Source organism: Streptomyces sp. CNT372, from assembly GCF_000377145.1.
The window spans coordinates 486597-504177 of sequence record NZ_KB897777.1 but is presented as its reverse complement, the minus strand read 5'-3'; the positions used below and the strand labels follow the sequence as shown (position 1 = coordinate 504177).

Here is a 17581-nt window from a genome sequence, read left to right as displayed (position 1 = left end):
CCATCTGACACCCGGTCATACGATCAGTGGACGGCCGCGCGTGAGGACCTGCCGCGGCGGCCGCCTTCCCGGGGGCCGGACCAGCTCCCGAGTCCGTCCGAAACTGTTGACCTGTGCTCCGGATCACTTGGAGCCGGACCCGTGGAGAGGGCTCTCTTGAACATCCGCCGCATGCTGGCAACGGCCGTCGTGGCCGCCGTGACCGCTCCCGTCGCGCTCACCGTCACCCCCGCCTTCGCCGACACCCCGGCCGCCGAACCGCCCGTCGCCGAGCGCTCGGCGGCTCAGGCCGAGGCCGCCACGCAGAACACCGGCACCGGCGAGACGGACGGCGGCAAGGCCGAGGGTGCGAAGAAGGCGGACAAGCCGAGCGTCGCGGAGCTGGAGAAGGCGGTCGAGGAGGCGCGCAAGGCGCACGAGGCCGCGAAGGACCAGAAGGCGGCGGCCATCGCCGCGATCGACGCCCTGGACGCGGCCGACGCCCCGCTCAAGACGGCCGCCAAAGCCGCCAGGGAGAAGGCGGCCGCGGCCGAGACCGCCCGGGATGCCGCCGAGAAGGCGCTCACCGAGGCCAAGGACGAGCTCGCCGCCCTCCCGGACACCGCCACCGACCTTGAGAAGGCCGCGGCGGAGAAGAAGGTCACCGACGCCGAACAGGCCCTCGCCGCCGCCGAGCTGGCGCTCACCGCCGCCAACGAGGAGTCGGAGAAGGCCGGCGACGCGTACGACGACGCGATGGTCGCCGCGTTCAAGACACTCCACCGCGCCCAGACCGCCCTGGACGAGGCCAAGAAGGCCCTGGACGCCGCCGAGAAGGCGCTCGCCGACGCGAAGGCCGACGACGGCGAGGACCCGGAGGACCCCGAGGCCCCCTCGTGCATCGCCGAACCCGAGCTGGTCTCGGTGGCGAAGGGCCTGCCCACCGAGATCAAGGCCGGCGCCACGGTCGACTTCACGGTCGAGGTCACCAACGGCACGGACCGGACCCTCGACAAGGTCAAGCCCTTCGTCTTCGTGCACGCCACGGACAAGAAGAGCCACGAGGTCCTGGACGACGCGCTCACGCTGCAGTGGTCCTCGAAGGAGTCCCCGACGTGGGCCGTCGTCAAGGACGGCACCTTCGCGGGCGGGTTCACGGCGCTCAAGCCCGGTGACTCGGGCGAGGTCAAGATCCGCCTGAAGGTCGACAAGGGCACCCCCGCCGCCGAGGGCGCGGCCTTCGTCGCGGCCGACTACTTCAACGACGACGACTCCTGCGGCGGGAACGACCTCACCGACTACGAGTTCGACCTGCTGGCCGACGGCGCCGGCACCGCCACCCCGAAGCCCCTCACCACGGTCCCGGCCACCACCACGGGCACCAACACCACGGCCCAGGGCGGCTCCGGCACCCTCGCCGCCACCGGCTCCTCGGGCACCACCCAGCTCGCCGCGGCGGCCGCCGCGGCCCTGGCCCTCGGCGCCGTCACGGTCGTCGCGGCCCGCCGCCGCACCTCCGCCTGACGCCCGGCCCCACACTGCCCAACGGCCCCCGACCTGCCCCAGGTCGGGGGCCGCTGCGGTCTCCGTGGTGGTCCGCCCGCCGACCCCAACCGGTGAGCAACTGCCAAGCACAGGACCGCAGCACCCACGGGCCCCCCGAAGCCCCGCCCCGAGCTGCATCCCCCGATGTCCCCAGCCCTGTGCCCCCGTCCGTCCCCGGTGGAGTGAGGGCGACCGTACCGGCGGGGCGCGGCATGAGCACGGCCCCTGACCGATTCAGCTGGTCAGGGGCCGTGCTCCGCGGCGGTGGGTGTGGGATTTGAACCCACGGTGACTCGCGCCACGACGGTTTTCAAGACCGTTCCCTTAGGCCGCTCGGGCAACCCACCCTCGCCCCGGGCGTCCGTGCCGGAGCGGGCTACAGACTACCCGCAGCGGCGTGCCCTCGTGCAGCGTCAGCTGTCGCCCTTGCGTTCGCCGAGGGTCACTTCGGCGGTGCGCTCCTTGCCGTCGCGTTCGTAGGTGAGGGTGACCCGGTCGCCGGGCTCGTGGGTCCAGATCTCGCTGATCAGGGTCGGGCCGCTGTCGATCGGCTTGTCGTCGAAGGCGGTGATCACGTCGCCGGAGCGCAGGCCGGCCTTCGCCGCCGGGCCACCCGGGGTGACCGCGTCGGTCCCGCCCGCGCCGTCGCGGGCGATGCGGGCGCCCTCGCTCTGGCCGGCCATGTCGACCGTGGCGCCGATGACGGGGTAGACGGGGACGCCCGTCTTGATCAACTGCTGGGCCACGGTCTTCGCCTGGTTGATCGGGATGGCGAAGCCGAGGCCGATGGAGCCCGCCTGGGACTGGCCGAGGCCGCCGCTTCCCGCCGACTGGATCGCCGAGTTGATGCCGATGACCGCGCCGCGCGAATCGAGCAGCGGACCGCCCGAGTTGCCGGGGTTGATGGACGCGTCGGTCTGGAGCGCGCTCATGTAGGAGTTCTTGCCGCCCGCGCCGTCACCGGAGGCCACCGGGCGGTTCTTGGCGCTGACGATGCCGGTGGTGACCGTGTTGGACAGACCGAACGGGGCGCCGATGGCGATGGTGGAGTCGCCCACCACGACCTTGTCGGAGTCGCCGAGGGGAAGCGGGGCGAGGCCGTCGGGCGCGTTCTTCAGCTTGAGGACGGCGACGTCGTAGCCCTGGGCGCGGCCCACGACCTCGGCCTCGTAGGACTTGCCGTCGGAGAAGACCACGGAGAGCGTGCCGCCCTCGGCCGCGGACTCCACGACATGGTTGTTGGTGAGGATGTGGCCCTGCTTGTCGTAGACGAAGCCGGTGCCCGTGCCGCCGCCCTCGCCCTCGCCACCGGAGCCGTCCAGTCCGCCGCCGCCGGACTTGGCCTCGATGGTGACGACGCTCGGCAGCGCCTTGTTCGCGACCGCGGCCACCGTGCCCGCCTCGCGCTTGACGTCCTGCGGGGAGACCGCGGAGACCGTCGTCGAGTCGACGCCGTCGTCCCCGCGCTCGGCGGCCCAGTAGCCGATACCGCCGCCTACGCCGCCCGCGACCAGGGCGGCGACGAGCACGGCGGCGACCAGCCCTCCGGACCGCTTGGGCCGGGGGGCGGGGGCCGGGGCGGGCGCGCCCCACACGGGACCGCCGCCCCCGTACGAGCCGCCCCCGTACGAGCCGCCTCCGCCGCCGTAGGCGCCGCCGCCCTCGGAGCCGTCGCCGTGGGAACCGTGAGGGACGTGGGACCCGTGGGCCCCGGCCGCCCCCTGGGCACCGCCCCCGTAGGAGGGGAGCGCGGGCGGAGGCGGCGGCCACGCCGCGCCGGAATCCGGCTGCCCGCCCGGGGCAGGACCGCCCGGGGCGGGACCGGCCTGCGCGGCGCCACCCGGCGCGGGACCGGTCGGCGCGGGAGGACCGGCCGGGGCCGCCGGCTCGTGGCCGGACGGCCCCCCGGCCGCCGGGGCGGCGGCGGCAGGTCCCTCGGGAGCGGTGCCCGGCCGAGGAGGTACGGACGGGGCGTCCGGGACCGCGTTGCCCTCGTTCTCGGTGCTCACAGCTCTGTCTCCTCAGGTTCCACGTCGGTCTTCGGCCCGGACCGCGCCGCGGCGGGTCCGGTGCGCGGGACGGCATCCGCTGTGCACGTTGCTGCGGGCAAGCCTTTCCCACAGCACGTCAGGCCACTGTAAGCAGGACCTGTGTGTATTCACGCAATCCTTTACTTCGGACAAAACGACCGCATCCGCAGCGAGCCGTAAGGGAGCGCGGAACGGATCGCTCCGGCGCCCTCCCGGCTCTTCTTCCCCGTACCGGTGACACCATGACGCGGTGACCACCCCAGCACCCCGCCCCAGCCGGACCGCGATCCAGGTCGTCGCCCACCGGGGGGCTTCCGAGGACGCCCCCGAGCACACCCTGGCCGCCTACCGCAAAGCCATCGAGGACGGCGCCGACGCCCTCGAATGCGATGTGCGCCTGACGGCGGACGGACACCTCGTCTGCGTCCACGACCGGCGGGTCGACCGCACCTCCAACGGCCGGGGCGCGGTCTCCGCCCTGGAGCTCGCGGACCTCGCCGCGCTCGACTTCGGCTCCTGGAAGGACGCGGCCGAGAGCCCGGACTGGAAGGACCCCTCCCTCACCTCGGTGCTCACCCTGGAACGCCTGCTGGAACTCGTCGCCGACTCCGGCCGCCGTATCGAGCTCGCGATCGAGACCAAGCACCCCACCCGGTGGGCGGGCCAGGTGGAGGAGCGGCTGCTGACGCTGCTGGACCGCTTCGGGCTGGCCTCGCCCGCGACGCCCGCCGAGTCCCGGGTGCGGATCATGAGCTTCTCGGCACGCTCCCTGCACCGGGTGGCCGCCGCGGCCCCGCTCGTTCCCACCGTGTATCTGATGCAGTTCATGACCCCGCGGGTGCGGGACGGGCGGCTGCCCGCGGGCGCGACGATCGCCGGCCCGGGCATCCGGATCGTCCGGTCCCACCCCGCTTTCGTGGAGCGGCTGCACCGGGCGGGCCACCGGGTTCACGTGTGGACGGTGAACGAGCCGGAGGACGTGGAGCTGTGCGCGCGCCTCGGCGTGGAGGCGATCATCACCAACCGGCCGCGGCGGGTCCTGTCCCAGCTGGGACGCGAGTGACCTCCGCCCCGGGGAGTGCTCCGGCGCGTTCGCCGCGTACGCGGTCGTGTCGAGTGCGTCACTGTCGTGTGCCTGGCCGGTTTCCGGTCCAGTCCAGGAGGGCATTCACACCGTGGCGTGGGGCGAAGGAGGTCTCGGGGGTGGCGTTGGTGGTGGCACAGGAGGTGCCCGCGTCGTCGAGCATGGCCGTTCCCCATGGCCCTGCGGGCGTGGGTGAGGCACGGCACCGGATGCGTGCGGAGCTGAGGCTCAACGGTGTGCCGGACACGGTCGTCGACGACGCGGTACTGATCCTGTCCGAGCTGCTGAGCAATGCGTGCCGGCACGGCAGGCCGCTCGGCCGGGCGGAGGTGGGTGACGGCGACGTCCGGGCCGCCTGGCGCGTCGACCCGGCGGGCCGGCTCACGGTGGAGGTGACGGACGGCGGCGGGCCCACCCGCCCGGTCCCGTCCACCCCGTCGGTGACGGCACGCGGTGGGCGCGGGCTGAACATCATCTCGGCGCTCGCCCAGGAATGGGGTGTGCGGGACGGGGTCTCCGGCGAGGTGACGGTCTGGGTGACCGTCACCTCCGGGCACCGGCGCGAGGACTTCGCGGCCCGGGTCGCGGGGCCGTCCTTCGACTTCTCCGACGCCTTCGACGACCTGGACTGAGACGGCGGGGACCGCGCGGGCCCGGGTGGCACCGCCCAGGCGCGCCCAGGGCTCGCCCGGTGTCACCCGTGGAGCGGGTCCCGGGGCTGCGCCGCCCCGGCAGCGGCGGCATACGGCTAGGCTCGCGGCCGACACAGCACCGCCGCACTCGGGAGATAGCCACACCATGGCCAAGAAGCGCCCCCAGACGAAGGCGACGAAGCCTCAGACCAAGGCCGGCGCCCGTGCCGCAGGCGCGAACGAGCCCGTGCCGGTCGTGGGCGCCCGCGAGCCCTGCCCCTGCGGTTCGGGCCGCCGCTACAAGGCGTGCCACGGCCGGGCCGCCGCGCACGCCGTGACCGAGCTGGTCCAGCGCCCCTTCGAGGGGCTGGCCGGCGAATGCGACTGGGTGGCGCTGCGCGAGCTGGTGCCCGCGGCGACCGTCGAGCTGACCCTGCGGGACGGTCTCCCCGAGGGGGTGCCGTCGGTGACCCTGGCCACCGTCCTGCCCATGGCGTGGCCCGCGCTGCGCCGCGAGGACGGCTCCGTCCTCCTCGGTCTGCAGAACGACACCCCCTCCGGCGACCTCAGCCGGGACCTCGCGGCGACGCTGCGCAAGGCGCTGGCCGCCGAGCCCGGCACCCCGGTCCCCGCGGGCGGGCAGACGGACGGCTCCGAGCGTCTTCAGGACCTGCTCGACCCGGACGCCCCGTTCGCGCCCACCGTCCACTCCGGCTTCGAGTTCTGGGTGCCCGGCTCCGCCGAGCAGGCCGGCCCCGATGTCGCGGCCTCCCTGGAGCGCGCGAACGCGGCCGCGATCCCGACGGTGAAGCTGACCGGCGCGGACGCCGCCTACTGGTGCGAGACGCCGGAGAAGAACCACCTGCGCTGGGTCATGCCGCACGCCGAGGAGCAGTTGCTCGACGCGCTCGCCCGGCTGCACGCGGCGGGAACCTCCTCGCTGGGCGAGGGCACCCGGCTCGTCGGCTCCTTCCGCGCGCACGGTCTGATGGTCCCGGTCTGGGACCTGCCGACCAGCATGGGCGCGGAGGAGTGCGAGAAGCCGGCCGCCGAGTTCGCCGAGCGTCTGGCGGCCGCGCTGGCCGACGACAGCCCGCTCTCCCCGGAGGAGCGCCGGGCCCGGGGCGGTCTCACCAACCGCCAGGTCACCCTGAGCTGAGAGTGACGAATGCCCCCGGAGTGTGGGTGACCCCAGTCACAACTCGCTCTACCGGTAGGTAAATTCCTGTCCGAATACGGGAGATCGAATTTGCGGAACGCAGATCTCTTGTTACCGTTCTAGAAGCCCGGTCGCTGGTGCATCCCCCGTCGCCAGCGACCGGGCGCTTCCATTTCCCGAGTGCCATGTGCACATCAACCCGCCCGGGACGTACCGGAGTTGGCCCCGAGCCCCTGTCCACCGGCCCGCCGCCGCAAGGGGCCCAGTGAATGCCCGCGGCACCTTTCCGAGGCGTCCGGCGGGCACGGGCCGGGGATCCGCAGTTCGCCGGCGGGTACGGGCCCGCACGCGATAGGTCTCCCGTCCACGGCCGCCGTCAATTCCGCGCACCGGACATTGCCCGTATTGACTCGTGCCGCGGCGCGACGGGCGCCGGAGAGCGCCCACCGGTTCGTTCCCGGGCGCTTTCCGAAGAGGCGACTTCCGGCCCACATCGCCCGATCGCGCACGGTGGGACCGCGGCCCGGCCTCCGGTATCATCCGCCGGCCCGGCCCCCGGCTCAGCAAGCGAGGGCGCGGGCGGCGGGCCACCCTCGGCTGAGCACGCGAGGGCGCGTGCGGCGGGCGGCGGGCGGCGGGCAGCACAGGACGGCGCGGGACGAAGATCCGCATGGGCCCGAGGGGTCCCACCAGACCCCGGAGCGCGTCCGCGAGTTCGGCGGACGTCCGCGTGGGCGCCCGAGGGTGTCAGTACGCGAGCCGGCTGCCGCCGCCGGAGTCCGGCGGGGAGAGCCCGGGCTCGGGTGCGCAGTTCGCGCTCGCCTCGACGAGCGCGTCGACGACCGCCTCCACATCGGGCAGCCACGGCGCCGCGGACCCGGGCAGCGGCGCCCGCTCCCACCGCACCTGCCCCGAACCGGTCTGCGAGGGGGGCAGCACCAGGTAGCCGCCCTCGCCGTGGAACCGCAGCGAACTGGGCACGCAGTCCTGCGCGAAGAGGAGTTCGCCGAGCTGCTCCAGACCGTAGGGCGCGACCAGCAGCGACCACCGGGTGGGGGTCGCGACGACCGGCCCCACCCGCAGGTCGCGTTCGTCGAGCACGGCGAGCGCCCGCGCCGCGGCCACCGCGGGCAGGCTCACGGCACACGGGGCGCGCCCGCCCGTGGCCAGGACGACGGGGGCCGTCGGGCGGTTCGACCACCACCAGCGGATCATCCGCTCGTCGGTGGTGGCCGCCAGCAGCCCCGGATCGAAGGGGTGTGCGCCGGGGACCACGCACTCGGGGTCGGGGCAGGCGCAGTCACCGCCACCGCTTGTTCCGGTGGCGGCCCGAGAGCCGGGGCCGAACGGCCCGTCCACCGCCGCCGTGCTCCGTCCCACACCGGGCAGCACGGGCCATCCCCACTCGACGGCGCTGGTGAGCGCCGCGCGGAGCTGGTCAGGCCCCTTCTTCCGCCGGTTACGAAGCCTGCGTCGCCTTCCGAGGATCTCGCGCATGAGCGCTCGTTCCTTTCCGTTGAACGCCGGGGTCCACATCACAACGCGTGCGTGAAACTGAACTTCTCGTACACATGCGTACTGGTCGGCGCGTCATCGCCTCGCCACTGGCATGGGCGCCCCCGTCGTGCAGGCGGCTGGATCTCCGCCCGGGGGCCGAACATCGGCTGTGGTCCATTAAACGCGTGGCGAGGGGTGGCGTGCGCGTGGCGCTTGCGGTGCGCGCACCGTTTCCGCGGAACTCTCCCCGCCGCCTGGAGGACGGGAGCGCGGCCCCCGGACATGAAGACGTCCGTTGCCGCCGCCAGGTTCCGAGGTGCTCAACTGCCCCTCGCCGCCACCGTCTCCGTACACGTACCCAGCACGCAGGCCATGACGCTTTCCCCGGGGTGCGAACCCCTGGGTCCCCCTGCCGAACGCCCTCAGTCGACCGCAGCCACCCTCCATCGGGTGCTTTTTTCGGCCAAGTTAACCGGACCCCGGACGGCATCAATAGCACCGGGACAATGCTGGACATCACCTCTCGTCTACGTGTAGATGTGGACGCATGGGTAGCGGCGCAGATGGACATGGGGGTTTGCGATGCTATTGAGCGAAACGCACCCGCCGGAAAGCCGGCGGCCGTGAACGCCCCGCACCTGCCGAAAGTGGCCGGAATCGATTCAACGCGCTCTGTCGCCTCGCAGACTTCGGCGGCCCCGGCACCGCTGCCGCCCGCCCCCGCGGCCCCTCCGCCGGGCGCGGTGATCCAGGACCGCCTGGCCGGCTGGGTCTCCGACCTCACCACCCTCCACGAACTCACCGAGCGCCTGGTCCGCACCTCCACCGTGACCGCCGCTCTCGACGAACTGCTGACCGCCGGCGCCGCCCTCGTCGGCGCCCCGCGCGGCATGGCCGTCCTCGAACCCCCGGCCCGCCCCGCCCGCGACCGCGCCCTCCCCTTCCCCGACGACCGGTCCACCACCCGGGGCCTCGGCCTCAGCCGCGCCGACCTCGGCCACATCGAGACCGTGCCGCGCGAGGCGACCGCGTACGGCGCGATGCTGGAGGGCCGCGGCGCCGGCGCCGGCGCCCCCGAGCCGGTGGCCCACCCCGATCTGCTCGCCGAGGACCTGCACCCCCTGCACCGCGAGGTCGCCCGCCGCGTCGGGTACGCCGCGAGCTGGACCGCCCCGCTGGCCACGGAGGACGCGACCGTGCTCGGCGCGGCCGTCTGGCTGTACGACGAGCCCGCCGCCCCCGACGAGCGCCAGGTCCACCTCATCGGCCTCTACACGCGCTACGCCGCCGAACACCTCGCGCGCCTGCTGGAACTGGAGCGCGCCCGCGCGACGGTGGCCACGGTCGCTGACGAACTCCTGCCCAGCCGGCTGCCCCGGGTGCCCGGCGTCCGCCTCGCGGTCCGCCACCACACCGGTGCGCACGGCGGCGGCGACTGGTACGACGCGCTGCCGCTGCCCGAAGGGGCCCTCGGCCTCGCGATCGGCTCGGTGAGCGGGTCGGGCCCGAGCGCCCTCGCCGCGATGGGCCGGCTGCGGGCCGCGCTGCGGGCGTACGCGGTGATGGAGGGCGAGGACCCGGTCGCGGTCCTCTCCGACCTGGAACTCCTGCTGCGCCTGACCGAGCCCGCGCGCACCGCCACCGCCCTGTTCGCCTACGCCGAACCGGCCGCCCGCAGGATCGTTCTGGCAGGGGCCGGGCACACCCCGCCGCTGCTGGTCGGCGAGCGGCGGACCGACTTCGTCGAGACCTCCCTCTCCGCCCCGCTCGGAATGCTCGCCTGCTGGGAGGCGCCCAGCGTGGAGCTGTCCCCGGAGCCCGGAGAAACGGTGCTTCTCTACACCGACGGGCTGCTCCGGCAGACCGGTGAGGCCATGGACCGGGCGTTCACCCGGCTGCACAGGGCGGCAGCGAGCGTGCCGAGGGCCGCCCGCAGTGACCCCTCGGCGATCGTCGACCATGTGCTGCGCACACTGCTGCCGGAGGGACCGGGCCGGGGCACGGGGTCCGGCACCACGGGGACGCACGACGGGAACGGAGAGGACATCGTGCTCCTCGCCGCACGATTCGACTGATTAGCCCGGTTCGGATGGTTCACATGGTTCATCGCCTTCGTCACATTCATCCGGACCGTCCGAGGCCGTCTTCCGCTCGCACATACGATGGAGGGCGTCCCCCGCACGAGCAGACCTGCACCCGGCGGGGACCCGAGTCGTATCGCGAGCGGCCGAAGGGCCAGGAGGCAGACGTGGCGGAGGAGCTCACCCCGGAGACCCCGGAAGAAGAGCAGCCGATCAAGCAGCGCAAGAACGGCCTGTACCCGGGCGTGTCCGACGAGCTGGCCGAGAACATGACCCAGGGCTGGGCCGACACCGAGCTGCACGGCCTGGAGCCCATCCCGCAGGCGGAGCAGACCGCGGCCCGCCGCGCCGCGCTCTCCGCCCGTTTCCCGGGCGAGCGCCTCGTGATCCCGGCGGGCAACCTCAGGACCCGCTCCAACGACACCGAGTACAGCTTCCGCGCGTCCACCGAGTACGCGTACCTGACCGGCGACCAGACCGAGGACGGCGTCCTCGTGCTGGAGCCCGAGGGCGACGGCCACCGCGCCACCATCCACCTGCTGCCCCGCTCCGACCGGGAGAACGGCGAGTTCTGGCTGTCCGGCCAGGGCGAGCTGTGGGTCGGGCGCAGGCACTCCCTCGCGGAGGCGGAACAGCTCCTCGGCGTGCCCGCGAAGGACGTGCGCGAGCTCGCGGACTTCCTGCGCGAGGCCACCGGGGCGGTGCGGGTCGTCCGCGGCCATGACGCGGGCATCGAGGCGGCCCTGACCGACAAGGTCACCGCCGAGCGCGACGAGGAACTGCGGGTGTACCTCTCCGAGGCGCGCGTGGTGAAGGACGCGTTCGAGATCGGCGAGCTGCAGAAGGCGTGCGACTCCACCGCACGCGGCTTCGAGGACGTCGTCAAGGTCCTGGACAAGGCGCAGGCGACGAGCGAGCGCTGGATCGAGGGCACGTTCTTCCTGCGCGCCCGCGTCGAGGGCAACGACGTCGGCTACGGCTCGATCTGCGCGGCCGGACCGCACGCGACCACGCTGCACTGGGTCCGCAACGACGGCCCGGTCCGCGCGGGCGACCTGCTGCTGCTCGACGCGGGTGTGGAGACCACCACGCTGTACACCGCGGACGTCACCCGCACCCTGCCGATCAGCGGCCGGTACACCGAGATCCAGCGGAAGATCTACGACGCGGTGTACGACGCGCAGGAGGCGGGCATCGCGGCGGTGCGGCCGGGGGCGAAGTACCGCGACTTCCACGACGCGGCGCAGCGGGTGCTTGCGGAGCGGCTCGTGGAGTGGGGCCTGGTCGAGGGCCCGGTCGAGCGGGTCCTGGAGCTGGGCCTCCAGCGCCGCTGGACGCTGCACGGGACCGGGCACATGCTCGGCATGGACGTGCACGACTGCGCGGCCGCACGCACCGAGGCGTACGTCGACGGCACGCTGGAGCCGGGGATGTGCCTGACGGTGGAGCCGGGGCTGTACTTCCAGGCGGACGACCTGACGGTGCCGGAGGAGTACCGGGGGATCGGCGTCCGGATCGAGGACGACATCCTCGTCACGGAGGACGGCAACCGGAATCTGTCGGCCGCGCTGCCTCGTCAGGCGGACGAGGTCGAGGCGTGGATGGCGTCCCTCCGGGGCTGAGCAATCGCCCTTCAGGCCGGGGGCGTTGTCTCTCCGGCCGGGGCGCTGCTTGTCAGGCCGGAGGGTTGCCCGTCAACCCGTCGGCCCGCCCGGCGTTCGAGGATTCGGCCGCAGGCCGTGCCGCGGCCACCGGCCTGCAAGTCCGGTGCGCGCCTCGAACGCCGGCGGGCTGAGTGGTTCGGGCACGGCCCGGACCGAGAGGTGCGGTCAGACGACGGCGAGAGGCGCGCCGTCGCGCCACTTCAGCATCTTGTCGAAGCTGACCACCGCCCCGACCCCCGGCCCGCTCCGCACATGCACATGGTCCGCGAGCTGCTCGATCAGGCACAGGCCCCGCCCGCTCTCCGCCACGGCGGACGGGCGGCGTTCGTGCGGGGCCACCGGACGCGGGCTGAACCCGGGCCCGGAGTCCGAGACCTCGATCCGGCACTTCTCGCCGTCCAGGTACGCGGTGACCCGGTACTCCTCCGCGCCACCGCCCCCCGTTCCCCCCGTGCCCGCCGACCCGCCGTGCTCGACCGCGTTGGCGCACGCCTCGGTGAGGGCGACCGACAGATCGAAGGAGATGTCCGGGTCGACGCCCGCGGTCTCCATCGCGCCCAGCAGCAGACGCCGGGCGAGAGGCACGCTGGCAGCGTCGCGCCGCAGACGGAGTGACCACCAGATGCTCATGCTCCAGCCTCCTGGTCGCGGCTCGACATACCGATACGTATTGCCCGGGTCACCGGGGGGTAAGCCCGCGAAGACCGACAGCGCTCGTTCGGCGGATGCGCGGCCGGGGAGGCGCGTGTATACCTCCGGACGCCCCCGGAACGCTCCCCCGGCGGGCCCGGATCCGCCGCCCACCGCCCCGACCTGCGCCCGCTCCGCACCCGGTCGGCAAACCGGATCTTCCGGACCTGCCGTACGGGCTCCGAGGGGGCAGTGCGATGATGACCCGGCCATGTCGTCCACGCGCCACGTACGCACCGGAGCCGGGCTGCGGCTCCTGAGGGCCGCGGTGTTCACCGCGGTCTGTGTCGTGCTGTCCGGGACCGGTCATGTGCTCGCCGCCTGCGAGGCGGTGCCGCTGTGGACGCTCGCCGCCGCCTTCGCCGGTGTGTTCGCGCTGGTCGTGCCGTTCACGGGACGGCAGCGCTCACTGCCCGCCATCGCCCTGGTGCTCACCGCCGGACAGCTCGGACTGCACACCCTGTTCGGGCTCTCGCAGACCCGGCTCCAGCTCGCGCGGACGGCGGACGAGGCGCTCATCGCGATCGCCGCGAAGCTGATGTGCGGGGCGGGCCCCGCCACCATCACGGCGACCGACGCCCGCCGCATCGTCACCACCGCCGGTATCGACCCGGCCACCGCGGTGCACGGCGCCCACGCGCACGGCGCGGAGGCCGCCGCTGCCGCCGCGGCCGCCACCGGCGTCCCCTCGCTCGCGATGCTGCTCGCGCACCTGCTGGCCGCCGTCGCGACCGGTCTGCTGCTGCGCCGCGGCGACACCGCCCTGCTGCGCCTGATGGCCCTCTCCGCCGGCTCGGCCCACGGGCTGGTCGCCACCACACGGCTGCGCGCCCTGCGGACCGCCCTCACCCTCGTCCGCGCGCTGCGCGGCGGGCCGCTCACCGGGCCCGGCGCGACCCTGGTGCCGGCCGGCGGGGACGGGCCCCCGGCCCTGCGGCGGCGCGAGGCACTCCAGCACACGGTGATCAGGCGCGGCCCGCCGCACGTATACACGCTCGTCGCCTGACGCGGCCCGCTCGACGGGAGCGGAGCCGCCGTACCCGTGCACAGCCGTGCCCGGGTGCCGTGTCCGCGTGTGCCCGCGCGCGGCACGTCCTCGCTTCTCTCCTCACCGTGGAGTGTGTTTCCCGATGAACGTTTCCCGCGCCGCCGCCGCTGCCGCAGTCGCCGCCGTCTCCGTCGTCGCCCTGTCCGGTACCGCCTTCGCCCATGTCAGCGTCCAGCCGCAGGGCGAGGCCGCCAAGGGCGGCTACGCCACCGTCAACTTCAAGGTCCCCAACGAGCGCGACAACGCCTCGACCGTCAAGCTCGAGGTCACGCTGCCCGCCGAGCACCCGATCGCCTCCGTCTCGCCGCAGGCCGTGCCGGGATGGAAGGCCGAGGTCACCAAGGGCAAGCTGGAGAAGCCGCTGACGGTGCACGGCCGGGAGATCACCGAGGCCGTCACCAAGATCACCTGGACCTCGGACGGTTCGAAGATCGAGCCCGGTTTCTTCCAGCAGTTCCCGGTCTCCCTCGGCGCCCTGCCCGAGGACGCCGACCGGCTCGTCTTCAAGGCCCTCCAGACGTACGACAACAAGGAGGTCGTGCGCTGGATCGAGGAGCCGGTCGAGGGCGGTGAGGAGCCGGAGGCCCCCGCGCCCGTGCTGGCCCTGTCCGCCGCCTCCGACGACCACCACGGCGGCGGCGCGGCCGGCGAGGACGCCGAGGCCGACGACAAGAACGCCGGACACACCAAGGACGGCGAGCACACCGAGAAGGCCGCCGCCTCCTCCGGCAGCGACTCGACCGCACGCGTCCTCGCCGTCGTCGGCATCGTGGTCGGCGCCGCCGGTGTGGCCTTCGGTGTGCTGGCCGGCCGCCGCCGCGCCTCCTGAGCCCGTATCCCACGTCTGGAACCGCACTGATGCGCAAGAAGAAGAACCTGCTCGCGGCCGCGCTCCTCGCGGCCGCGGGCCTGGCCCTCTCCGCCTGCTCCACCGGCACCGGGGACACGAAGTCCGAGTCGGGCTTCGAGATCTCGGCCGAGCCGAAGACGAAGGCCGCGACCCTGCTGGACGACCCGTTCACCAAGCCGGACCTGGTCCTCACCGACACCCGCGGGAAGAGCTTCGACCTGCGGAAGGAGACCAGGGGGAAGCCGACCCTGGTCTACTTCGGCTACACCCACTGCCCGGACGTCTGCCCGCTGACCATGAGCAACCTGGCGACCGCCCGGAAGTCCCTGCCCAAGGCCGACCAGGACCGTCTCCAGGTCGTCTTCGTCACCACCGACCCCGAGCGGGACACCTCCGCCGAGCTCGCCAAGTGGCTGCCGAGCGCCGGCGACGCCTCGTTCATCGGCCTCACCGGCGAGTTCGCCGACATCCAGGCGGGCGCCCGTTCGATGGGCATCGGCATCGAGGCGCCGGAGAAGGACGAGAACGGCGACGTCGTCTCCATGCACGGCGCGCAGGTCATCGCCTTCTCCCCCGAGACGGACGAGGGGTACGCGCTCTACGGCGAGGACACCTCGGTCGACGAGTGGACCAAGGACCTGCCGAAGCTCGTGAAGGGGGCGAAGCCGTGACCCGCCCGCGCATCCCCCGGCTCCGCCCGGCCCTGGCCGCCGCCGTCGTCGCGCCCCTGGTCCTCGCGGGCTGCTCCGCGTCCGGCTCCGGCGAGCCGGAACTCACGGTCAGCGGCGCGTTCATGCCACAACCCGTCAGCGACATGGCGGCCGGCTTCCTCACCGTCGAGAACACCGGCGGTGCGGGCGACAAGCTGACCTCCGTCACCAGCGAGCTCTCGGACGACGTCCAGATCCACGAGACGCAGGACCAGAAGATGCGGCAGGTGACGTCGTTCGACGTGCCCGCCGACGGCTCCCTGGACCTCGAACGCGGCGGCAACCACATCATGTTCATGGCCCTGAAGGAACAGCCGAAGGAAGGCGACACGGTCTCCGTGGAGCTGCACTTCGAGAAGTCGGACCCGATCACCGTGGAGGTCCCCGTCAAGGCGGCGACCTACAACCCGCATCACTGAGCCGTGAGGGACTGATCGCATGACGACCACCACCACCGTCCCGCGCTCCGGACCGGCGGCGGCGATACGGCTGCTCCTGGCCGCGGCCCTGCTCCTGGGCTCGGTCCTCGGCGCCCTGCTGGCGGGCGCGGGCCCCGCGTCCGCGCACGCCGCGCTGCTGTCGACCGACCCGGCGGACGGGGCGGTGGTGGCCACCGCGCCGAAGGAGATCAAGCTCACCTTCTCCGAGCAGATCGCCGTCGGGGAGGACGCGATCCGGGTCCTCGAACCGAGCGGCAAGCGGGCCGACAAGAAGGACGTGCGCGACCTCGGCACCGGCGGCACCGTCACGTACGGGGTGAGCCTGCTCGCCGGGCTGCCCGACGGCACCTACACGGTGGCCTGGCGGGCCGTCTCCGCCGACAGTCATCCCATCGCGGGCGCCTTCACCTTCTCCATCGGCGCCCCCTCCAAGACCACGGTCACCGTGCCGCAGCAGGAGGCGGGCGGCGGCGCCGTCGGCGTGCTCTACGGCATCGCCCGGTACGCGGCCTACGCGGGCTTCACCGTCCTCGCGGGCGGTGCGGCCTTCATCCTGCTGTGCTGGCCGCGCGGGGCCTCGGTGCGCCCCGTCCAGCGGCTGGTCGTGCAGGGGTGGGTGACGCTGACCGCCGCCACGCTGGCGATGCTGCTGCTGCGCGGCCCGTACACCAGATCCGGCGGGCTCGGGGACGTCACCGACCTGGGCGCGCTCGGGGAGGTGCTGGAGACCAAGACCGGGGCGGCGCTGATGTCCCGGCTGCTGCTGCTCGGGGCGGCGGCGCTGTTCGTGGCCGTGCTCTTCGGGGCGTACGCGCGGCGCGAGGACCCGGCGGAGAAGCGGGACCTGAGCTTCGGGCTCGCGATGGGCGGCACGGTGGTGGCCGCGGGGATCGCGGCGACCTGGGCGCTCTCCGAGCACGCGTCGACGGGAATCCAGTCCGGGCTGGCGATGCCGGTGGATGTGCTGCATCTGCTGGCGGTGGCCGTCTGGTTCGGCGGCCTCGCCACCCTGCTGACCGCGCTGTACCGCTCGGACGCGGTGGAGCGGACGGCCGTGGAGCGGTTCTCGGCGGCCGCGTTCTGGAGCGTCGCCGTGCTGGCCGCGACCGGGGTGTACCAGTCCTGGCGGCAGGTCGGCTCCTGGTCGGCGCTGACCGGGACCCGGTACGGACAGCTGCTGCTCATCAAGATCGCGCTGGTGGCGGTGCTGGTGGGCGTCGCCTGGCTGTCGCGGCGGTGGACGCGGCGGCTGTCCGAGGTGCCGGTGGCGACGGAGAAGCAGACGGCGGCGGTGGCCGTGGGGGCGGGCGCTCCGGTGGCGGGCGGGGCGGGTTCCGGCCCGGCGGACCGGGCGGACCGGGCCGACCGGGCGGACAGGGCCTCGGAGGCGGACGCGGCCGGCGTGGTCGACGGGGACGCGGCGGAGGCTTCGGTGGCCGAGGCTTCGGTGGCCGGGACTTCAGTGCCCGGGGGCGCGGCGGACGCGGACACGGCCCCCGTCGCGGACGTGGCCGCGGCCTCGGGGAAGGACCCGGCCGACCCCGAGCGGGCCGCCCAACTGGCCCGTCAGCGGGCCGCCGTGGCGACCGCCGAACGGCGGCGGGCCCGGGACGCCGACACCGAGCGGTCCGGCCTGCGCCGCACCGTCCTCGCCGAGGCGGGCATCGCGGTCGTGATCCTCGCGGTGACGACCGTGCTCACCTCGACCGAACCGGGCCGCACCGAGGAGGAGGCCGGCCTCGCCGGCACCGGCCGGACGGCTCCCGCCGCGCCCGCCGGCCCTGCCGAGATCAAGCTGCCCTTCGACACCGGCGGTGTGGGCGGCAAGGGCACCGTCCGGCTCACCCTCGACCCCGCGCAGCCGGGCTCCAACGAGATGCACGTCTGGACCGAGGCGTCCGGCGGCAAACCCCTCGACGCGGAGGAGCTGAAGGTGTCGTTCACGCTCAAGGCGGAGCAGATCGGCCCGCTGCCGATCACTCCCGACCGCGTGACCGCCGGACACTGGAGCGCGAACTCCGTCCAGATCCCGATGCCCGGCACCTGGCAGGTGAAGGTCACCGTGCGGACCTCCGACATCGACCAGGCCACCGTCGACAAGAACATCAAGATCGGCTGAACCACCGTGAAAGACCGCGCCAAGGCCCCGAAGAGCACCCGGGGCACCACGCA

Annotated in this window: 14 protein-coding genes and 1 tRNA gene; 11 read left to right on the top strand and 4 right to left on the bottom strand. The window is 73.7% G+C overall.

Going from position 1 to position 17581, the window contains the following annotated elements; all coding sequences use genetic code 11:
* The first annotated feature begins 171 nt into the window (after positions 1-171).
* The gene (locus C593_RS0104810; RefSeq protein ID WP_020610226.1) at positions 172-1503 is read left to right on the top strand and encodes a hypothetical protein; all 1332 of its coding nucleotides are present in this window, start codon (positions 172-174) and stop codon (positions 1501-1503) included.
* A gap of 283 nt (positions 1504-1786) precedes the next feature.
* Here the strand turns inward: C593_RS0104810 and C593_RS0104805 are convergent.
* Together C593_RS0104805 and C593_RS0104800 are read right to left on the bottom strand one after the other, a co-directional pair.
* Positions 1787-1871 (bottom strand) — tRNA-Ser (locus tag C593_RS0104805).
* 66 nt (positions 1872-1937) lie between these two features.
* Positions 1938-3533, bottom strand: a complete 1596-nt coding sequence (locus C593_RS0104800) for a trypsin-like peptidase domain-containing protein (RefSeq protein ID WP_018846177.1) — start codon at positions 3531-3533, stop codon at positions 1938-1940.
* A gap of 271 nt (positions 3534-3804) precedes the next feature.
* Here C593_RS0104800 and C593_RS0104795 point away from each other — a divergent pair, with 271 nt between their 5' ends.
* The 3 genes from C593_RS0104795 to C593_RS0104785 all read left to right on the top strand — a co-directional run bounded on the left by C593_RS0104795 (position 3805) and on the right by C593_RS0104785 (position 6429).
* Positions 3805-4617 carry a glycerophosphodiester phosphodiesterase gene (locus C593_RS0104795; RefSeq protein WP_018846176.1) on the top strand — a complete coding sequence of 271 codons (813 nt, stop codon included), beginning with the start codon at positions 3805-3807 and terminating at the stop codon, positions 4615-4617.
* 53 nt (positions 4618-4670) lie between these two features.
* Positions 4671-5270: an ATP-binding protein gene (locus C593_RS0104790; RefSeq protein WP_078521177.1), complete on the top strand. Its 600-nt coding sequence runs from the start codon at positions 4671-4673 to the stop codon at positions 5268-5270.
* A gap of 166 nt (positions 5271-5436) precedes the next feature.
* Positions 5437-6429: a DUF5926 family protein gene (locus tag C593_RS0104785; RefSeq protein ID WP_018846174.1), complete on the top strand. Its 993-nt coding sequence runs from the start codon at positions 5437-5439 to the stop codon at positions 6427-6429.
* 747 nt (positions 6430-7176) lie between these two features.
* On the opposite strand, the gene C593_RS0104780 is transcribed toward C593_RS0104785, so the two are convergent.
* Complete coding sequence (locus tag C593_RS0104780; protein ID WP_026277355.1) at positions 7177-7926, bottom strand: bifunctional DNA primase/polymerase; 750 nt, start codon at positions 7924-7926, stop codon at positions 7177-7179.
* 506 nt (positions 7927-8432) lie between these two features.
* On the opposite strand from C593_RS0104780, the gene C593_RS0104775 reads away from it, so the two are divergent.
* Together C593_RS0104775 and C593_RS0104770 are read left to right on the top strand one after the other, a co-directional pair.
* Entirely contained in the window at positions 8433-10001 is a 1569-nt protein-coding gene (locus tag C593_RS0104775; protein WP_078521175.1) for a PP2C family protein-serine/threonine phosphatase, read from the top strand.
* Between the two features lie 173 nt (positions 10002-10174).
* Positions 10175-11629, top strand: coding sequence for an aminopeptidase P family protein (locus tag C593_RS0104770; RefSeq protein ID WP_018846171.1), 1455 nt, complete (start codon positions 10175-10177; stop codon positions 11627-11629).
* A 207-nt stretch (positions 11630-11836) separates the two neighbouring features.
* Here the strand turns inward: C593_RS0104770 and C593_RS0104765 are convergent, their stop codons facing one another.
* Positions 11837-12301 carry an ATP-binding protein gene (locus tag C593_RS0104765; protein WP_018846170.1) on the bottom strand — a complete coding sequence of 155 codons (465 nt, stop codon included), beginning with the start codon at positions 12299-12301 and terminating at the stop codon, positions 11837-11839.
* Between the two features lie 271 nt (positions 12302-12572).
* Between C593_RS0104765 and C593_RS0104760 the strand changes: the two genes are divergently transcribed.
* From C593_RS0104760 to C593_RS0104740, 5 genes are all read left to right on the top strand, one after another.
* Complete coding sequence (locus tag C593_RS0104760; protein WP_018846169.1) at positions 12573-13367, top strand: hypothetical protein; 795 nt, start codon at positions 12573-12575, stop codon at positions 13365-13367.
* 124 nt (positions 13368-13491) lie between these two features.
* A complete protein-coding gene (locus tag C593_RS0104755; RefSeq protein ID WP_018846168.1) occupies positions 13492-14238 on the top strand; it encodes a YcnI family protein in 747 nt (248 codons plus the stop codon).
* A gap of 29 nt (positions 14239-14267) precedes the next feature.
* Positions 14268-14930: an SCO family protein gene (locus tag C593_RS0104750; RefSeq protein ID WP_018846167.1), complete on the top strand. Its 663-nt coding sequence runs from the start codon at positions 14268-14270 to the stop codon at positions 14928-14930.
* Positions 14927-15388, top strand: coding sequence for a copper chaperone PCu(A)C domain-containing protein (locus C593_RS0104745; protein ID WP_018846166.1), 462 nt, complete (start codon positions 14927-14929; stop codon positions 15386-15388). Before C593_RS0104750 ends, C593_RS0104745 begins: the two co-directional genes overlap by 4 nt.
* A 19-nt stretch (positions 15389-15407) precedes the next feature.
* Positions 15408-17528, top strand: a complete 2121-nt coding sequence (locus C593_RS0104740; protein ID WP_018846165.1) for a copper resistance protein CopC — start codon at positions 15408-15410, stop codon at positions 17526-17528.
* The last annotated feature ends 53 nt before the right edge of the window (positions 17529-17581 follow it).

Excerpts from the sequence above, each read along its gene's own strand:
- C593_RS0104750 (WP_018846167.1), top strand. The coding sequence starts at position 14,268 with ATGCGCAAGAAGAAGAACCTGCTCGCGGCCGCGCTCCTCGCGGCCGCG.
- C593_RS0104780 (WP_026277355.1), bottom strand. The coding sequence starts at position 7,926 with ATGCGCGAGATCCTCGGAAGGCGACGCAGGCTTCGTAACCGGCGGAAG.
- C593_RS0104760 (WP_018846169.1), top strand. The coding sequence starts at position 12,573 with ATGTCGTCCACGCGCCACGTACGCACCGGAGCCGGGCTGCGGCTCCTG.
- C593_RS0104785 (WP_018846174.1), top strand. The coding sequence starts at position 5,437 with ATGGCCAAGAAGCGCCCCCAGACGAAGGCGACGAAGCCTCAGACCAAG.
- C593_RS0104765 (WP_018846170.1), bottom strand. The coding sequence starts at position 12,301 with ATGAGCATCTGGTGGTCACTCCGTCTGCGGCGCGACGCTGCCAGCGTG.
- C593_RS0104755 (WP_018846168.1), top strand. The coding sequence starts at position 13,492 with ATGAACGTTTCCCGCGCCGCCGCCGCTGCCGCAGTCGCCGCCGTCTCC.
- C593_RS0104775 (WP_078521175.1), top strand. The coding sequence starts at position 8,433 with ATGCTGGACATCACCTCTCGTCTACGTGTAGATGTGGACGCATGGGTA.
- C593_RS0104740 (WP_018846165.1), top strand. The coding sequence starts at position 15,408 with ATGACGACCACCACCACCGTCCCGCGCTCCGGACCGGCGGCGGCGATA.
- C593_RS0104810 (WP_020610226.1), top strand. The coding sequence starts at position 172 with ATGCTGGCAACGGCCGTCGTGGCCGCCGTGACCGCTCCCGTCGCGCTC.